13 protein-coding genes are annotated in these 14,913 nt (G+C 57.5%); 6 read left to right on the top strand and 7 right to left on the bottom strand.

Annotated features, from left to right (window positions below; genetic code table 11):
- Together rplS and H6815_07330 are read right to left on the bottom strand one after the other, a co-directional pair.
- Positions 1-375 carry a 50S ribosomal protein L19 gene (rplS, locus tag H6815_07335; GenBank protein ID MCB9860254.1) on the bottom strand — a complete coding sequence of 125 codons (375 nt, stop codon included), beginning with the start codon at positions 373-375 and terminating at the stop codon, positions 1-3.
- Between the two features lie 201 nt (positions 376-576).
- Complete coding sequence (locus H6815_07330) at positions 577-2,202, bottom strand: hypothetical protein (GenBank protein MCB9860253.1); 1,626 nt, start codon at positions 2,200-2,202, stop codon at positions 577-579.
- Between the two features lie 55 nt (positions 2,203-2,257).
- Between H6815_07330 and H6815_07325 the strand changes: the two genes are divergently transcribed.
- The 3 genes from H6815_07325 to H6815_07315 all read left to right on the top strand — a co-directional run bounded on the left by H6815_07325 (position 2,258) and on the right by H6815_07315 (position 5,040).
- The gene (locus H6815_07325; GenBank protein MCB9860252.1) at positions 2,258-2,494 is read left to right on the top strand and encodes a hypothetical protein; all 237 of its coding nucleotides are present in this window, start codon (positions 2,258-2,260) and stop codon (positions 2,492-2,494) included.
- 2 nt (positions 2,495-2,496) lie between these two features.
- Positions 2,497-3,621 (top strand): hypothetical protein, encoded by a 1,125-nt coding sequence (locus tag H6815_07320; GenBank protein ID MCB9860251.1) that lies wholly within the window; start codon positions 2,497-2,499, stop codon positions 3,619-3,621.
- A gap of 84 nt (positions 3,622-3,705) precedes the next feature.
- A complete protein-coding gene (locus H6815_07315) occupies positions 3,706-5,040 on the top strand; it encodes a hypothetical protein (protein ID MCB9860250.1) in 1,335 nt (444 codons plus the stop codon).
- A 7-nt stretch (positions 5,041-5,047) separates the two neighbouring features.
- Here the strand turns inward: H6815_07315 and trmD are convergent, their stop codons facing one another.
- The 4 genes from trmD to H6815_07295 are packed head-to-tail and all read right to left on the bottom strand — an operon-like array spanning position 5,048 to position 9,385.
- On the bottom strand, positions 5,048-5,812 hold the full coding sequence (gene trmD, locus H6815_07310) for a tRNA (guanosine(37)-N1)-methyltransferase TrmD (GenBank protein ID MCB9860249.1): 765 nt from the start codon (positions 5,810-5,812) through the stop codon (positions 5,048-5,050).
- Between the two features lie 15 nt (positions 5,813-5,827).
- Positions 5,828-7,084, bottom strand: a complete 1,257-nt coding sequence (locus H6815_07305; protein ID MCB9860248.1) for an alpha/beta fold hydrolase — start codon at positions 7,082-7,084, stop codon at positions 5,828-5,830.
- Positions 7,085-7,127: 43 nt separating this feature from the next.
- Positions 7,128-8,441, bottom strand: a complete 1,314-nt coding sequence (locus H6815_07300; GenBank protein ID MCB9860247.1) for an MCE family protein — start codon at positions 8,439-8,441, stop codon at positions 7,128-7,130.
- Positions 8,442-8,482: 41 nt separating this feature from the next.
- Positions 8,483-9,385, bottom strand: a complete 903-nt coding sequence (locus H6815_07295) for an ABC transporter ATP-binding protein (protein MCB9860246.1) — start codon at positions 9,383-9,385, stop codon at positions 8,483-8,485.
- A gap of 205 nt (positions 9,386-9,590) precedes the next feature.
- Between H6815_07295 and H6815_07290 the strand changes: the two genes are divergently transcribed.
- Both H6815_07290 and neuC read left to right on the top strand, forming a co-directional pair.
- Positions 9,591-10,718 (top strand): N-acetylneuraminate synthase family protein, encoded by a 1,128-nt coding sequence (locus tag H6815_07290; protein MCB9860245.1) that lies wholly within the window; start codon positions 9,591-9,593, stop codon positions 10,716-10,718.
- 27 nt (positions 10,719-10,745) lie between these two features.
- A complete protein-coding gene (gene neuC, locus H6815_07285; protein MCB9860244.1) occupies positions 10,746-11,909 on the top strand; it encodes a UDP-N-acetylglucosamine 2-epimerase (hydrolyzing) in 1,164 nt (387 codons plus the stop codon).
- Here neuC and H6815_07280 read toward each other — a convergent pair.
- Positions 11,906-12,886, bottom strand: a complete 981-nt coding sequence (locus H6815_07280; GenBank protein MCB9860243.1) for a hypothetical protein — start codon at positions 12,884-12,886, stop codon at positions 11,906-11,908. The two genes, neuC and H6815_07280, sit on opposite strands and share 4 nt — an antisense overlap.
- 533 nt (positions 12,887-13,419) lie before the next feature.
- On the opposite strand from H6815_07280, the gene nusA reads away from it, so the two are divergent.
- Positions 13,420-14,820, top strand: coding sequence for a transcription termination/antitermination protein NusA (nusA, locus tag H6815_07275; GenBank protein MCB9860242.1), 1,401 nt, complete (start codon positions 13,420-13,422; stop codon positions 14,818-14,820).
- Positions 14,821-14,913 lie beyond the last annotated feature (93 nt).

Raw genomic sequence — 14,913 nt, 5'->3', positions numbered from 1 at the left:
TCAGCCCTGCACGTGCTTCATGCCGCGACGGCGATCACGCAGACGGCGCGAGCGCCCGACACGATCACGCAGGAAGTACAGCTTCGCCCGGCGGGCGTCGCCGTGACGCACGACCTCGATCTTCGCGATCAACGGCGAGTTGAGCGGCCACGTGCGCTCGATCCCGTAATCCTCGACAACGCGACGGACGGTGATCATCTCGTTGATCCCCGAGCCCTTGCGCGAGATCACGACACCGTTGTACACCTGCACGCGCTCCTTGTCGCCCTCGACGATGCGGACATGCACCTTCACGGTGTCGCCAACATAAAACGCGGGCAGATCACTCTTGAGGGTGTCTGTGTTGTACGATTCGATCAGTCGTTGCGTGTCCATGTGACCCACCAGTGCTCGTGCAGAGCCCATTCCGTATACATTTCCTATCAATACCCGAACAATCTGTCGTTCGCGCATCCCGTCCCGACGGGCCGAGATGATAGCCCGATGCAATAGGTTCGTCGAGACCAGACTCAGGGACCACAATGACTCGGGATGTAGCACACAAATATCACGGGTTTTCGGGCAGACAAGCCCAAACTACTTGTCCGTACCGATGCCAGGAGGCCAGAAAACAGGCACATCACGAATCACAACTTCCTCGTTCCAGACTCTCGGAAAATCGACTCGATCGAACACCACCTGAGGATCGGGCTTGATCACAAAGTCAACCTTTCGGGTTCCTTGCGGAAGCCCACGAATCGCACCTGTGTACGCCGAGAGTACACCTTGATGCAACACCACGCACTGAGGAGTGTCATCGTATCCAAACCGTTCAAACATTATCAACTCCACATCTCCCACACGCAACGCAACAGTCCCACCCACAGCCATATCAGCCCACACTGAGTTAAGTTGTCCCTCGTTCTCAAATCTCAGGCAATACTCAACAACGGCTTCATTAGAAGAACGCACATCGGTCACATGCACACCGACGTCATTCGTCGCGCCCGAAGCAACTCCACGAACTCTGGAATCGACGTGGATGTCCGGAGACGGAACTCCATCCTCAGATGTGACCATTTCGAGTTCGCTGACACTTGTTGCGTGGATGGTGAGAGGGCGGGTCAGTGTCAGTGTTGAAGGGATGCCGGACAGAGCATCCTGTGAGAGTTGTGGAGTGAGTATGTCCAACGCATATTCAAGCTCAATCTGATACGCCCCGGGACGAAGCGAGTCGGCCGCCCGATCGATAGCATCGTTTCGCAATGCCTGGTAGTTGATCTCTCTTGTGCTGTTCAGCCGTATACCACTACCCGACGATGTAATGCGGGTGTACTCAAACACGGTATTCGGCGGGATCTGTTCAGCAGCAATACCTACATCAACCGCCACGTCTCCGCATCGAACCTCGGTCAATCGTGCCGAAAACTCAACTCTGCCAAGAATCAACTTGACGGCATCATCACGGTCGAATGTGAGCAAGCCCACTCGACTGGAAACACGTCTCTGCTGAACAGGCTGATCCGAGAAAATAGCTCGTGAAAAGGCTTCATTGAGAGCTTGTACCATGTGCTGCTCATCGAGCATCCCATGCACTCGAAGCACAGCAAGCATCGCAACCCACGGATCTATTCTCTGGGAAACCAGTGACAGCTTGGGTTGCGTTGGAGGTGGAGTTTGCGGCTGGCTTTGATTTCCAGTTGATTGTCCAAGGACCGATTCGAGAAAAACAACATACTCTGCTGATTCGTAAGATGCAGTTGTAGAATACTCTTTCATAGCCCGATCCACCAGAGGCACGAACCGCTCCGGACGAATATCTCCAGCAACAGCACGCTTCACAAGCACGCCCATTGCTGCGGTTGCAGTTTGTGTGGATGAGTTCTTCGCCTCATACATGAGCAGCCACGTCGGCTTGTACGCATTCCACCTCGGCGATTGTGCCAATCCGAGGTACGCAGCACTTGCACAGCTCAGTAGCGCGACAAGGAATGTGAAGAGTGCGATCTTTCCTCGGCGCGTTTTCGATCCTTTCCGGATCGCGCGTGGATTTGCAAGGTCGCAACCGCATTCGGGACATGGATGCTTTGTGTCAATCCCAGCGAGCGCGTAGTTGCATTTTCGGCAGTGCGGCCCTGCACCCTTGCGCCAGCCAATGAACGCGACAACCGAAACAACCAGCAGGCATCCGGCAACGATTGTGAGTACAGCAGAAAGAATCATTCCCTATTGTAGAAAACCAGAACCTCTCCCACGCACACCACGAATACGCTCTCCAATGGACCCGTGGCTGATCCTTGTCTGGGGACTCGTAGCGATCGGCACTGTGCTGCTGGCGTGGTCGCTGTTCTCCGACCGCGCAAAGGGTCGCAAGCGGTGCAGAAAATGCTGGTACGCTCTCGACGGGATCAACTCTGCTGAAGATGGCACAACAACCTGCCCGAGTGCGGCAAGGAGCATACAAAGCCGAAGTCGATGCTCCGCACTCGCAGACGATGGAGATGCGTATGCATAAGCGTGCTGCTCATGATACTGAGCTACAGCAGCTATGTTGTTCACATCGGCATGACACAGGGATGGATGCGCGCGATCCCGTCGAGTGTGCTGGTGTTCATCTCGCCGATGGATGATGCGCAGTGGGACTCAGATTATGTCTCGTTCATCGGCTTTCGCTTCTTCATACCAACATCCGAACTTACCTTAGAAGCACAGCGACGATTCCATGATCGTGAGCTCTACTCCTGGCAATCAAGAATCTATCTTGATCGAATATTCAGCACCGAACCCGCGATGATGAATCACTACGTTCGAACACGAGACACATGGCCTCTCGGATACCCACTGCGTGTGCAACTCACTGATCAGCTCATGCTTCCAATCACACGAGATGACTTGCTCCTTCGTGTTCGTGCAAAGGGGATAACTGAATGGGCTTCAGGTGTTCCGACTGAAGACAAGAACGAGTATCTGAAGATAAAATACCCGAAGCTGAAGCGTTCGGAACGTTTCCGCTATGGCCCAATACAACTACAGCTTGACTGGATAGGTGCAAACTACCTGACGATTGCTCCCGCATCGAACCAACCGAGAAAAATACAAATTGAAGCGCAGGTGCTCGGCGGGTTTGATCCCAGCGATCCGGACAAGAATCACGCAATCGCTTCAACACATGTCATCTGGCAGGGTGTCGTGCGAACAATCGACATGCGTGGCGACATCGAGGAGACCATCTCGTTCTTCGAATCAGAAGAAGCAAAGCGCAGAGTTGAATGGCACTTCGGATGGTCAGTCGATGACACAATCGCATACTGCTGGAATGTCAACTTCAGTTCACAAGCATCTGGCGGGCCCGGACCATCATGGGGCATTGCACTCAAGGCTGAACTGCTCGACGGAGAAACATCTTTGGGTTCAACACGGATGATTGTGTTCCATCCTGATGACGGTGTTCATGTTCGCCAAAGCAATCGCACCCGCTATATCCTCTCTGATAACTACAACAGTGGTCAGAACGCGAGCACTATACAGCTGCGAGTCGCCACGGATCCGGAGTTGTGCCTCCTTGACTTCCATCACGACGTGTTCTGGAAGGGTGAGTTCAATCGGGACAAGGGTGCCGATGTTGCGGACCCGTGGAAATAGCACCCTGTATTAATACTGAATACCCATACAGCACACTCAGACATTGAAACCCGACTCTTCTGCGCGCATCGAATACCATAACCAATGGACCCGTGGCTGATCCTTGTCTGGGGACTCGTGGCGATCGGCACCGTGCTGCTGGCGTGGTCGCTGTTCTCCGACCGCGCTAAGGGTCGCAAGCGGTGCAGAAAATGCTGGTACGCGTTTGATGAGATCAATGCAAATGGCGACGGCGTAACAACCTGCCCCGAGTGCGGCAAGGAGCATACAAAGCCAAAGTCGATGCTTCGCACTCGCAGAAGATGGAGATGGGCGTGCGCAGGCCTGTTGATGGTTATGCTGAGTTATGCGAGCCATATCGTGCATATCGGCATGACACAGGGATGGTTGCGCGCGATCCCGTCGAGTGTGCTGGTGTTCATTGCGCCGATGGATGAGAAACAGTGGGACTCAACAGATGTCATCTGGGAAGGACCACGCATGTACTCTCCCGTATCACCGCTCGCAAATGAAATATTGAACCGTTTGGACGCAGGCACACTCACGCACTGGCAGACCAGAGCGTTCATGCGCAGACTCATTGATACAGAACCAGCGCTGATCAACTCGTGCATCGTCATGCGGGAGAAATGGCCAGTCGATATGCCTCTCCGCGTTGAAACACGGTTTGGAGATTATCTCCCGTCCATCGACGGGAAGATGGTCGCCAGCCGAGCAAGAGTGAAGGGAACATCAGCATGGCACGCCAGCCAGGACGAAATCTCCATCGCAGAGCTGAGGTTCCAACACGAGAAGAACCCCTTCGGCACTCACCAGCCTCCGCTCGCAACAGACTGGCAGGACAGGCTATATCCAATTATTGCCCCCTCTGGTTCTGCACCTTTCACTGTTGAAGTCGAGGCCCAGTTGGTGCTTGTTGATATTGACAGCGATTGGAATCTTGAAGCGCTGCTCGACAAATCACCGGTCGTGTGGCAGGGAACCATCGGAACAATCACAGTTTCGGGAGCTATCGACGACTGCATCACCTTCTTCGAATCAGAGGAGGTTGACCGGAATCTCGCAGATCATGTGCGATGTGTTCGATCAGGCTCGTACATCTGCATCGAGTATGGCCCCCTATACCGTCAGATGCCGGGCAGCGAGCACGAATCGTGGGGCCTGGGTTTGCAGGCAGAACTGATGCACAACGGCACGGTGCTGGGTCGTGCTCAGTTCATCATCGATAATCCGAACAAAGATACGGGCATGAATATCTTCAGCCCGCCAACGCATCGATATCTGCTGACGGAAACTTGCGATGTTCAGCACACCGGTGAGTTGTCTGTGCGGATCACTGCCGATCCGGAGATGTGTCTGATCGACGGGCACACCATCTGCTGGAATGGCACCGTTACGATTCCTGTACAGGAGAAGTAAGTACGGGCTAGTCGAGCAACTCCGGCCTGCGTTCCTTCGTCCGTCTGACCATCTCCTCAAGTCGCCACTGTGCGATCGCGGCGTGATCGCCCGACAGAAGCACATCAGGGACGGGCATGCCCTCCCACTCGCGCGGGCGCGTGTAATGCGGGCAATCGAGCAGGCGCGTCTCTTCTGAAATACCGAGTTCCTTCAGCAGCTTCGGGCGCAGCTCGTTGCCGATCGCGTCGCGCGCAGTGACCTGCGAGAACGAATCACGCGCGTGCGACTCGTCGTGCCCGAGCACACCCGGGAGCAGTCGTGCAACCGCGTCGATCAGCACGATCGCTGCGAGTTCGCCACCCGAGAGCACATAGTCACCGATCGACAACTCCATCGGCTGGAGTTTCTCGATGACGCGCTCGTCGATGCCCTCGTAATGGCCCGCGAGCACGATGATTCTGGGCTGCTGCGCAAGGCTCTCGACGATCTGCTGGGTGAGCGGCGTACCCTGCGGCGTCATGGAGATCAGCTGTGCTGGTATAGCATCCATCTGCTGGATGTCCTGCACCGCATCCCAGATCGGCTGGCACATCATCACCATACCGGGGCCGCCGCCGAACGGTCGGTCATCGGTCGTCTGATGCGCATCCTGCGTGTAGTCGCGAAGCTGATGCGCATGCACGCTCAGCGCACCCATCTGCTGCGCGCGCGCAGGGATACTGATACCTAATGCACCGGGTGGTTCCGATGAGAACATCTCTGGAAATGTTGTGATAACATCGACACGCATGGATGATCGTAGCGATCAACCACCTGCTGCCTGCGCGTCGCGTGCCAGTCGATCAAGAATAATCGGAATCGCTGGCGGTATTTCGGAGGTGTCTGGCGCTGCACCAAGAATTCCATCGATCAAGTGCTCCACGGGCAGCGGCTCCAGCATGCCACGATGACTCGCTTCCACGCGCACAACGTCGTTAGCCCACGACGGCGATGCACTCTCGACCGGAACAACGCCGTCACCCAGATCATCCACGAGTGTTTCGAGCGACTGCACCATTAGCGCGTTCTGCTTTCTGCCAAGCAGTTCGTTGAGCACAACGGAATCACGCAACCACGACGGATCGATCCGTCGTGACTGACGAAGTTTTCCCACAACGCACGTCACGGGGAACGATGGCGGGAACATGCGTTTGTTGAGTTCTACAAGGAATGCCGACCCAGGCATCAGGTCATCGCCTGCCTCACCAAGCCCATCCTGCATATGCCGAAGCAATGCAGCAGACCCGATCGAGTTGTCGGTCACAAGGCGTTCAACCTGATCACGGATTTCTGCCACCGCGCGTAGCTTTGCCCACGCCGATCCACCGAACGGTGTGCCGACAGTGATCAATCGTTGTGTTTCTGGAATTTCACTAGCCCGTGAAGCACTTCGATCCCGCGTGAGCATCTCCATGCTCACAAGCCCGCCCATGGAGTGCCCGACATATGTGACCCGTGTCAGGCCGTCGCGATGCGCCTGCTGCAACTCACGCTCGAATCTGTCCGCTGCACCCTTGATCGGGCCATCATTCGGATACTCAAACCGAAGCACTGTGTATCCGCGAGATGCGAGTGTGCGCACACTGGTGTTCCAGATAGATCCCGGTTCATCAAGACCATGCACAAGAATCACCGCGTCGCTCGGCTTTGTTCCTGCGCGCTCCCAGAGCACCCAGTGCTCGCGATGCAGGCAGTTTGCTGGCTCGCGTTCACCCGCAGCAAGTACTGGTTGGTACACGTACAATCCGAATCCAAGTTCGGTACGCTCATCGCGCTCCGATTCAGACACGAGCACGTCATTCGCAACAGTATCAACAAACCGATCAATATCATCAAGTGAGCGCACAAGCTCCTCGATCGGTGTCTGACCTGCGGGGCCGTCCCTTCGCACCGCACGGGCAAGCGCCAGGAACACCGTCACAGACCCGACAAGCACAAGCACTGCGACAAGACCACCCGACCGCACCAGCGATGGCCGCTGGACGGATGGCGTATGAGCAATGGGGAGTTTGCGTCCTGACATTCCAGCACAGTATATCGGAATGTGCGTGGATCAGTTTCGTGAATCAGGTACCTGCTTCGGCAAGCTGCGACAGCATCTGCTCCTCAAGCTTCTGATACCGCATGAACGCATCCAGAAGCTGGTTCTGAAGACGCTGGATCTCGGCCTGATCAACACCATCGCCGAACTGGGCTAGCGCCTGGAGCGCTTCGCTCGCTGCGCGCAGATCGCTCACCGCATCCGCGTATGTGCGAGCAGCCCCGAACTCGAGTTCCTGCTCGATCTCCTTTCGCGAAGGCTGGTACAGAATCCGCCACGGACTGTTGCGAATCTCCACCATCGCGAGCTTCGCCTGATCAGACGCGAGACGCAGATTCGCAAACACCTTGCGCAGCCCCGGCATTTCTTCAGCGAGCGCCTGGCCAAACGCAACAATCGGCCCCTCAGCAGTGCGCAGCATCTCGCGGGCGTCTGTCAGGAAGTTGTCTACTTCTCGAATCGTGTGTGTGTCAAAGTGATCTGCCGACGATTTCACGGAATCCAGCGTCGCAATGATCTTCGGCTCGGCCTCATCGATCACACCCTGTGTCGTGGAAATAACCTTCCGCGCTTCGCTCACTCCCTCGTTCGCATTGTCGACAAGGGCAGGCAGCTTATCTGAAGCTGCGTTCGCGTTGGCGAGCACCGAATCGACCTCGTCCGCCCAAACATCAAACCGCTTGCCGGCTTTCTCGGTCATGGTCTGCACGTTGTTGACCGCTGTGCGCGCATCCTCAATGCTTGCCTCGACTTCATCGACAATGCCGGGCAGCGACTCCTGGAACTTTGTTGCGATCGAATCGACACGTTCCATTGTTGAGTCAGCATTCTCAATCACATTGCGCAGCGTCGCAACCTGCTCTGGCCCGAATCCAGCCTGCGCCAGAAAGCCTGGCGGCGCAATGCCTGCGGCCAGAACCTCGCCTGCTTCAAGCCGCGCACTTGTACCATGGAAAGAATCCAGGCGCGACGGATCACCAAGGCTGGTAAAGTTCAGCGTACCACCCGCGCCCAACAACGGCACAACAAGCGATGCGTTGGCGTTCTCGTTGATCACAATGTCAGAGTTCACCGCGATCGTGACATCGATCCCGACAGCAGGGTTCACGTTCACGCTGGAGACACGCCCGATCTTTTGACCGCCGAGCGTCACTGCACTTCCGGAGCTCAATCCACCTGACCCGGTCGCGATGTCAAACCGCACAACGTACTGGGTTTTGGGCTTGAAGTACTCCATGGCGTCCGAGAGCACTGCACTTGTGGCGACCGCCAGCACAAGCCCGGATACCAGAAACACACCTGCGATCACGTTGTTGCGCTTTGGTCTTCGTCGTGACATCCACCCACTCCAGTTCCAGCATCATCTTGCGCGTGCAGCGTTCATGCTCTTGTTGGTTCAACACCACTCCCAATGACCGGCTGCACAAACTCGGTCCCGAGCAGATCTTCCTCGTAACTCGTTGCAGCCTTGCGTTCCGTGATCGGCCCGTGCGCATCGCCGCGAAGAAACTGGCGAATCAGCCGATCCTCTACGGACCGCTTCATCGCTTCCTCTTCGGGCAACTGACGCAGGTCATCAAACCACTGACGCGTGTTCGTCATCAGCACCTTGCCCTTGTCGAGCATCACCATCCGATCGGCGATTGCAAACGCCGAATCCATCTCGTGCGTCACAACAACGGACGCAACACCCAGTTTCTTTGACAGATCGATGATCAATCGGTCGATCTCGGCGCTCGTCACGGGATCAAGACCCGCCGAAGGCTCGTCGTAGAACAGCAATCTGGGATCGAGCGCCAGCGCCCGCGCAAGCCCCGCGCGTTTCTTCATACCACCGGAGATCTCAGCAGGATACTTGTTCGCGTGCTCACGCAGCCCGACCAGTTCGAGCTTCATCTTTACCTGGATATCGATGATCGATGAGTTCAGCGTCGTGTGCTCGGTTAACGGCAGTGCCACGTTCTCTGCGAGTGTCATGGAGTTAAACAATGCACCGGACTGGAACAGGATTCCGAACTTCTTGCGGGTCTCATTCAACTCCCGCTCACTCATGGTCACGATGTCCTCGCCGAACAGTTTGATCGACCCCGAATCGGGCTCAAGCGAACCGATCATGCATCGCAACGACGTGGACTTGCCGCACCCTGAGCCACCCATGACGACAACGGTCTCGCCAGGATACACATCCAGTGAGATGCCCTTGAGGACGGTGGTGTTCCCGAAGCTCTTGACGAGATCGCGCACCTCGACCACGGGTTCTGGTTTGGGGGACTGATCAGACATACGCCCCTTCCTATCGGCTGATCGCCCGATCACCCATTCCTGCAGAGAAACCTTCTGTCTTGTCGAACAACTGGGAAGGACTTCGCCAGCAGTGCAGACTGCCCAGATAACGCCAACTATGGGCAATCTCACGGTGTCGTGCGATTGCCGTCTGCCTCGCCATAGAACGGAACGCGCGGGAATCGCGCGACGGAACACCCATCCAATGCCACATCCGTCAGTCCCAACCTCAAGCGCACCGGATACATCCACCCGGCGCAAGTTCACGGATATCGCGCGGGATGAGCCGCCGTACATCATCGCAGAGATCGGCGTGAACCACGACGGCTCCGTCGAGCGGGCACTCGAACTCGTGGATGCAGCACATCATGCGGGTGCCGACGCCATCAAACTCCAGCTCTTTGAAACAGATCGATTGATGTCAAAGGCGTCCCGCCTCGCGTCATATCAGGCGGGTGCTGGCGAAGCAGATCCGTTCTCCATGCTTCGCAGACTGGAACTCTCGATCGAAGAAATGCACCTGATCGTCGAGCGTGCGCACGCGCACGGGCTCCACGCGATTGTCACGGTGTTTTCTGTGGAACTCGTCCCCGTCGCTGAGCAACTCCCATGGGACGCGTACAAGAGCGCGTCACCCGACATCATCAACAGACCACTCCTTGAAGCAATGGCCGGTACCGGCAAACCATTGATTGTCTCCACAGGCGCAAGCACACTGGAAGAGGTCGTGCGCGCGGTCGATTGGCTTTTGCCCGTCTGCGCAGACAGGCTCGGACTGCTCCAATGCGTGTCGAGCTATCCAACGCCGCGCGAGCACAGCGCGTTGCGAGCGATCGAAGTGTTCACACACGAGTTCCCGACATGCACGATCGGGTACAGCGACCACACGCCGGAGATTGATACAGGCGGCATCGCAACTATTCTCGGCGCGCGGGTGCTCGAGAAGCATCTGACCTACGACCGTTGCGCGAAGGGCCCGGACCACGCTGCTTCACTCAACCCGGAGCAGTTTGCGTCGTATGTGCGCACAACAACCGAACTCATGCAGACAGCAGAGCAGGGGTCTCAGCCCGGCGAAAATGATGACGAACGACTCGGCAGAAGGGTAAAAACCATACTCGAATGCGAGCACGATGTCCGTGCTGTCTCGCGTCAGTCACTTGTTGCAACACGCGATCTCCCCGCTGGGCACGTCATCACACGCGACGACCTGACAATCAAACGCCCAGGCACCGGCATCGAACCATGGCGGATCAATGAGATCATCGGATCACGAACGACGCAACCGGTTTCATCCGACATGCCGATCCTGCCCGCAGACATCTCGCTGTGAGAGCGTTTGCTCAGATACACTCGCCCAATGCCAGACGCTCCATCCACTCGCAACGTCATCGTCGTCACAGGCACACGCGCCGAGTTCGGCTTGCTGCTCCCGGTGATGCGCGCGATCGATGCGCATCCGACGCTCACGCTCCACGTCATCGCGACCGGCACACATCTGCTGCAATCCGGCGCAACCTATCGCGAGGTCAAGGCAGCCTTTCCGCATGCGATCGCTGTGCCCATGCAGGTCGATGGCAGGCGCACCCGCGCTGATGATGCAGAAGCAACCGGGAACGGGATCACGCGCTTTGCGCGCGTGTTCGCACACAACGGCCCGGACTGGGTGGTCGTGCTCGGCGACCGCATCGAGGTGTTCGCAGCAGCGAGCGCAGCATCCATCGGCGGATGGACCGTCGCGCACATCCATGGCGGCGACCGTGCTGAGGGCATCGCAGACGAAGCCATGCGCCACGCGATTACAAAGCTCTCCCATCTTCATCTGGCAGCAACATCACAGTCGGCACAGCGCATCACGAAGATGGGTGAACCAGTCGAGAACGTGCATTGCGTGGGCTCACCCGCGATTGACGCGCTTACTAATGTAACCGCATTCTCAGACGATGAAGCAATCAAGATCGCAAACGGCGCGGACTGGCGTTCGATCGTGCTGCTGCACCCAGCAGGACTGGACGAAGCACATGAGCGTGCATGGGCACGCACCGTGCTCGATGGCATTGCGCAAGCTGACGCCGGCCCCGCACTGGTGCTGTCACCAAACCACGATGCAGGCAGAGACTGGATCGCGAACGAACTCGACGCGTTGTGCGAAACACACGCTTGGCCGAGAGTTGACCATCTCCCGCGCGAGACGTTCCTGCGCGCACTGAAGTGGTGCGCTGAAGCACGTTTCCCACTTGTCGGTAACTCCTCAGCAGGACTCATCGAAGCAGCAGCACTGGGTGTGCCAGTCGTGAACCTCGGACCACGACAGGCGGGCAGGGAACGCGCAGGCGCACTGGTCGATGTCGAATCACCGGACACTTCAGCAATCGCGGATGCCATCAGTCGCGCAAAGGAACTCGCAGGGTCGTCACCAGCCCACCCGTACGGCGACGGCAACACTGGCACACGGATCGCGGAACTGCTTGCTTCAACTGATCCAAGAGCAAAAACCCTGTTACGAAAGCGGAATGCGTATTAGACAGCGCGCTTGTTTGCATCCCTTCGCCAGCGGGCAAAGACCTTGCCAGGCTCATCGCCATGCTGCGCCCATGGATACTCGGTCACACGATCACCCAGCACATCAAACACCTTTGCTGCGCGAGTGTGATCGTCCATGTGGCACATGCAGCACGCCAGAAAGTTGCCGGTTCGCTGCACATCCGGGCTTGATACATCGGGCGATTGCAGGAATCGATCCACGAGTGCTCTCATTTCAGACTGGACCTGCGGAAGCTTCCAGTAGTTCTTGGCACCGATGGGATCGTTCTTCGGATCGAACGCTGCAGCGTAAACCCATCGTTCATAGTGCGCTTCAGCAAGAACCCCAAGCATCGCGCTCCCATTGGGCGCGTGCCGAACAGAATCGCGAGCGAACGCAAACGCCTTTTCGTGTGAACCGCCCCACTTTTCCAGCAATCGTGTGAGCATCCGTCCGTGCGCTGTATACAGCATCGGTTCTATCGCAGTCGCTGCTTCGAACCGCTCACGTACTGCGGGCTCCGGATAACCCAACCCCATGGCTGCTGTCACTGCGAGAGCGTGCGGTACCGGATCACGATGGTTCAGTTGTGCAGCACGCGCAAAGTACTCATCCGCGGTTGCAAGCCGTTCAACAAACTGCTGGGCCCCCTGCGTAGTGACCGTGTCCGCTGTGCCGCTGCCGCGCGCAACCCAAGCCAGCTGCAGCAGCAGCGCTCCACCAACGGTCCACGCATTCGAATCATCGGGCTGGGATCGCATCCACTCTTCAATCCCCCTGTTCCGTGTTTTCCATTCGCCGAGCATCATTATGCGAAACGCACGTAGGTTTGGATCAACCTGCTGAGCGAGCAGGTCACGTGCTGCATCAAACTTCCCTGTCCAGAGATCCTGCCGAGCGCGTTTCAACGCAGCGTCGCCGCAGGTAGGATCAACCACTGGAGCAGGCCCCCCAAGCATGTTTGAAAGAAAACCCATACAGCATTCTCCAGTTGGTTCCGGTGCCCGTTCAAACAAGATCGGGGCACAGCACGCCCTCTTAGTCCATCGAAATGGCCCATTGCCCCCTGCCGATGGGGTCTCTACTATAAGGATCACGCTCCAGGGCATCGGGCCAGCGGAGCACTAGCAACGGAAGGGACGAAAATGATGGTTGCGGACATCCGTCATGATCGGTAATCGGGCACCCAGGTTCGGGTCCTGCCTTGAGGCAGATGCGTTGCATCTGCGTCCCGCGGCTGCGTTCTCGCGATCCTCAGGACGAGGAGGCGGGATGCACTAGCCTGCGTGGACACATGGCAGGACGCTGAAAAGACTCTCCGGAGACTCTTCAGCAACACGAGCCGGGGCGATGGATGCCGGGACTGACCAGCATCGACCTCGGTTTTTTCTTTTTGGATTCCGTTCAATCTCATCAGTCGCCAACGCCAGCACATATTCTGACAAGCAAACAACCAGACAATCAACAGACACAACACGACATCCAGACAATCCGAGCAAAGGACAACACCATGAACACAAAAGAAATGATCCACATCCTCGACTCCATCGCACGCGAGCGCAATATCGAGCGCACCGTGCTGGTGGCAGATCTTGAGCAGGCGATGGTCACCGCAGCCCGCAAGCACTTTGGCACACTTGACGTCGAGGAGTTCAAGTGCACGATCGACCCGATCACGGGCGACATGCAGATGTTCCGCCACGACGAGCCGATCGAGATGGACCCCGGCGCACTGGGGCGCATCGCAGCACAGACCTTCAAGCAGGTCATGATCCAGCGATTCCGCGAGGACTCGCGCAACTCCATCCTGGAAGAGTTCTCCAAGCGCATCGGCGAGATCGTCACCGGCACCGCCCAGCGGTACGAGGGCGGGCGTCTGGTCGTTACGGTGGATCGTGCCGAGGCAAAGATGCCGCGAGCAGAGCAGATCCCCGGCGAGCAGTTTGCACCGAACGATCGCGTGCGCTGCGTGATTCTGGACGTGCAGTCGGTCCCCGGCGATGTGCAGGTGGTTGTGTCCCGCGCACACCCTGACTTCATCCGCAAGCTCTTCGAGGTGGAAGTGCCCGAGGTTGCCGAGCGCATCATCGAGATCAAGGCGATGGCGCGCGAGGCGGGGTATCGCACAAAGATGGCGGTCGCATCGGTCGACTCAAAGGTGGACGCGGTCGGCGCGTGTGTTGGCGTGCGTGGCTCGCGCATTCGCAACATCGTGGACGAGCTCAACGGCGAGAAGATCGACATCGTTCGCTGGAACGAGTCCTCACAGATCCTCATCGGCAACGCCCTCAAGCCCGCCGAAGTCTCCGAAATCTCGCTCTGCTTCGAACTCGGCCGTGCAACAGTCGTTGTGCGTGACGACCAGCTCTCGCTGGCGATCGGCAAGCGAGGACAGAACGTGCGCCTTGCAGCGCGCCTGACCGGATGGGACATCGACATCCTCACGCCGGACGAGTTCCAGAAGGGGCTAGACACACTCTCAGAAACGCTGCTCACTGTCGAGGGCTTCAACGAGGAGATGGTCGATCGTCTTGCAGCGCTCGGCGTGATCTCCGTGTTCGATGTCGAGGAAATCGGCAGCGAGATTCTGGTCACCGAACTCGAAGTCTCGGAAGATGCTGCAGAGGAAGCGGTCGAGGCCTGCTCACTCAAGGCGAAGATCGTTGCCGAACAGCAGCGCGTCGAGAAGGAAGAGGCGGAGAAGAAGCGTCTCGCTGCCATGGAAGCTGCAGAGGAATCAGGCTCGCTTGTCGGGCTTGATGCGGACGCTGCAGCAGCTGCGATTCTTGGTGGCGGCCCATCCTCATCGGAGTCAGAGGCGGATGCACAGGCAGCGGGCATTCTGGGTGGTGGCGAACCTTCATCCGAGCACGATGCTCGCGCAGCAGATATTCTCGGTGGCGGTGATTAATACAACGCCGGCATTAGCCGGTGATATGACGGAACACGGTTGACTTGGACATGACACCGCCTGCGCAACATGGCGCAAGCAGCAAAGGAAACA

Source organism: Phycisphaeraceae bacterium (assembly GCA_020639155.1).
Lineage (GTDB): Bacteria > Planctomycetota > Phycisphaerae > Phycisphaerales > UBA1924 > JACKHF01.
This window is presented reverse-complemented; position numbering and strand designations above follow the sequence as displayed.

Coding starts and splice junctions, on each gene's coding strand:
- nusA (MCB9860242.1), top strand. CDS start 13,420: ATGAACACAAAAGAAATGATCCACATCCTCGACTCCATCGCACGCGAG.
- trmD (MCB9860249.1), bottom strand. CDS start 5,812: ATGCGTGTCGATGTTATCACAACATTTCCAGAGATGTTCTCATCGGAA.
- H6815_07295 (MCB9860246.1), bottom strand. CDS start 9,385: ATGTCTGATCAGTCCCCCAAACCAGAACCCGTGGTCGAGGTGCGCGAT.
- H6815_07330 (MCB9860253.1), bottom strand. CDS start 2,202: ATGATTCTTTCTGCTGTACTCACAATCGTTGCCGGATGCCTGCTGGTT.
- H6815_07280 (MCB9860243.1), bottom strand. CDS start 12,886: ATGGGTTTTCTTTCAAACATGCTTGGGGGGCCTGCTCCAGTGGTTGAT.
- H6815_07315 (MCB9860250.1), top strand. CDS start 3,706: ATGGACCCGTGGCTGATCCTTGTCTGGGGACTCGTGGCGATCGGCACC.
- H6815_07300 (MCB9860247.1), bottom strand. CDS start 8,441: ATGTCACGACGAAGACCAAAGCGCAACAACGTGATCGCAGGTGTGTTT.
- H6815_07290 (MCB9860245.1), top strand. CDS start 9,591: ATGCCACATCCGTCAGTCCCAACCTCAAGCGCACCGGATACATCCACC.
- neuC (MCB9860244.1), top strand. CDS start 10,746: ATGCCAGACGCTCCATCCACTCGCAACGTCATCGTCGTCACAGGCACA.
- H6815_07325 (MCB9860252.1), top strand. CDS start 2,258: ATGGACCCGTGGCTGATCCTTGTCTGGGGACTCGTAGCGATCGGCACT.
- H6815_07305 (MCB9860248.1), bottom strand. CDS start 7,084: ATGTCAGGACGCAAACTCCCCATTGCTCATACGCCATCCGTCCAGCGG.
- rplS (MCB9860254.1), bottom strand. CDS start 375: ATGGACACGCAACGACTGATCGAATCGTACAACACAGACACCCTCAAG.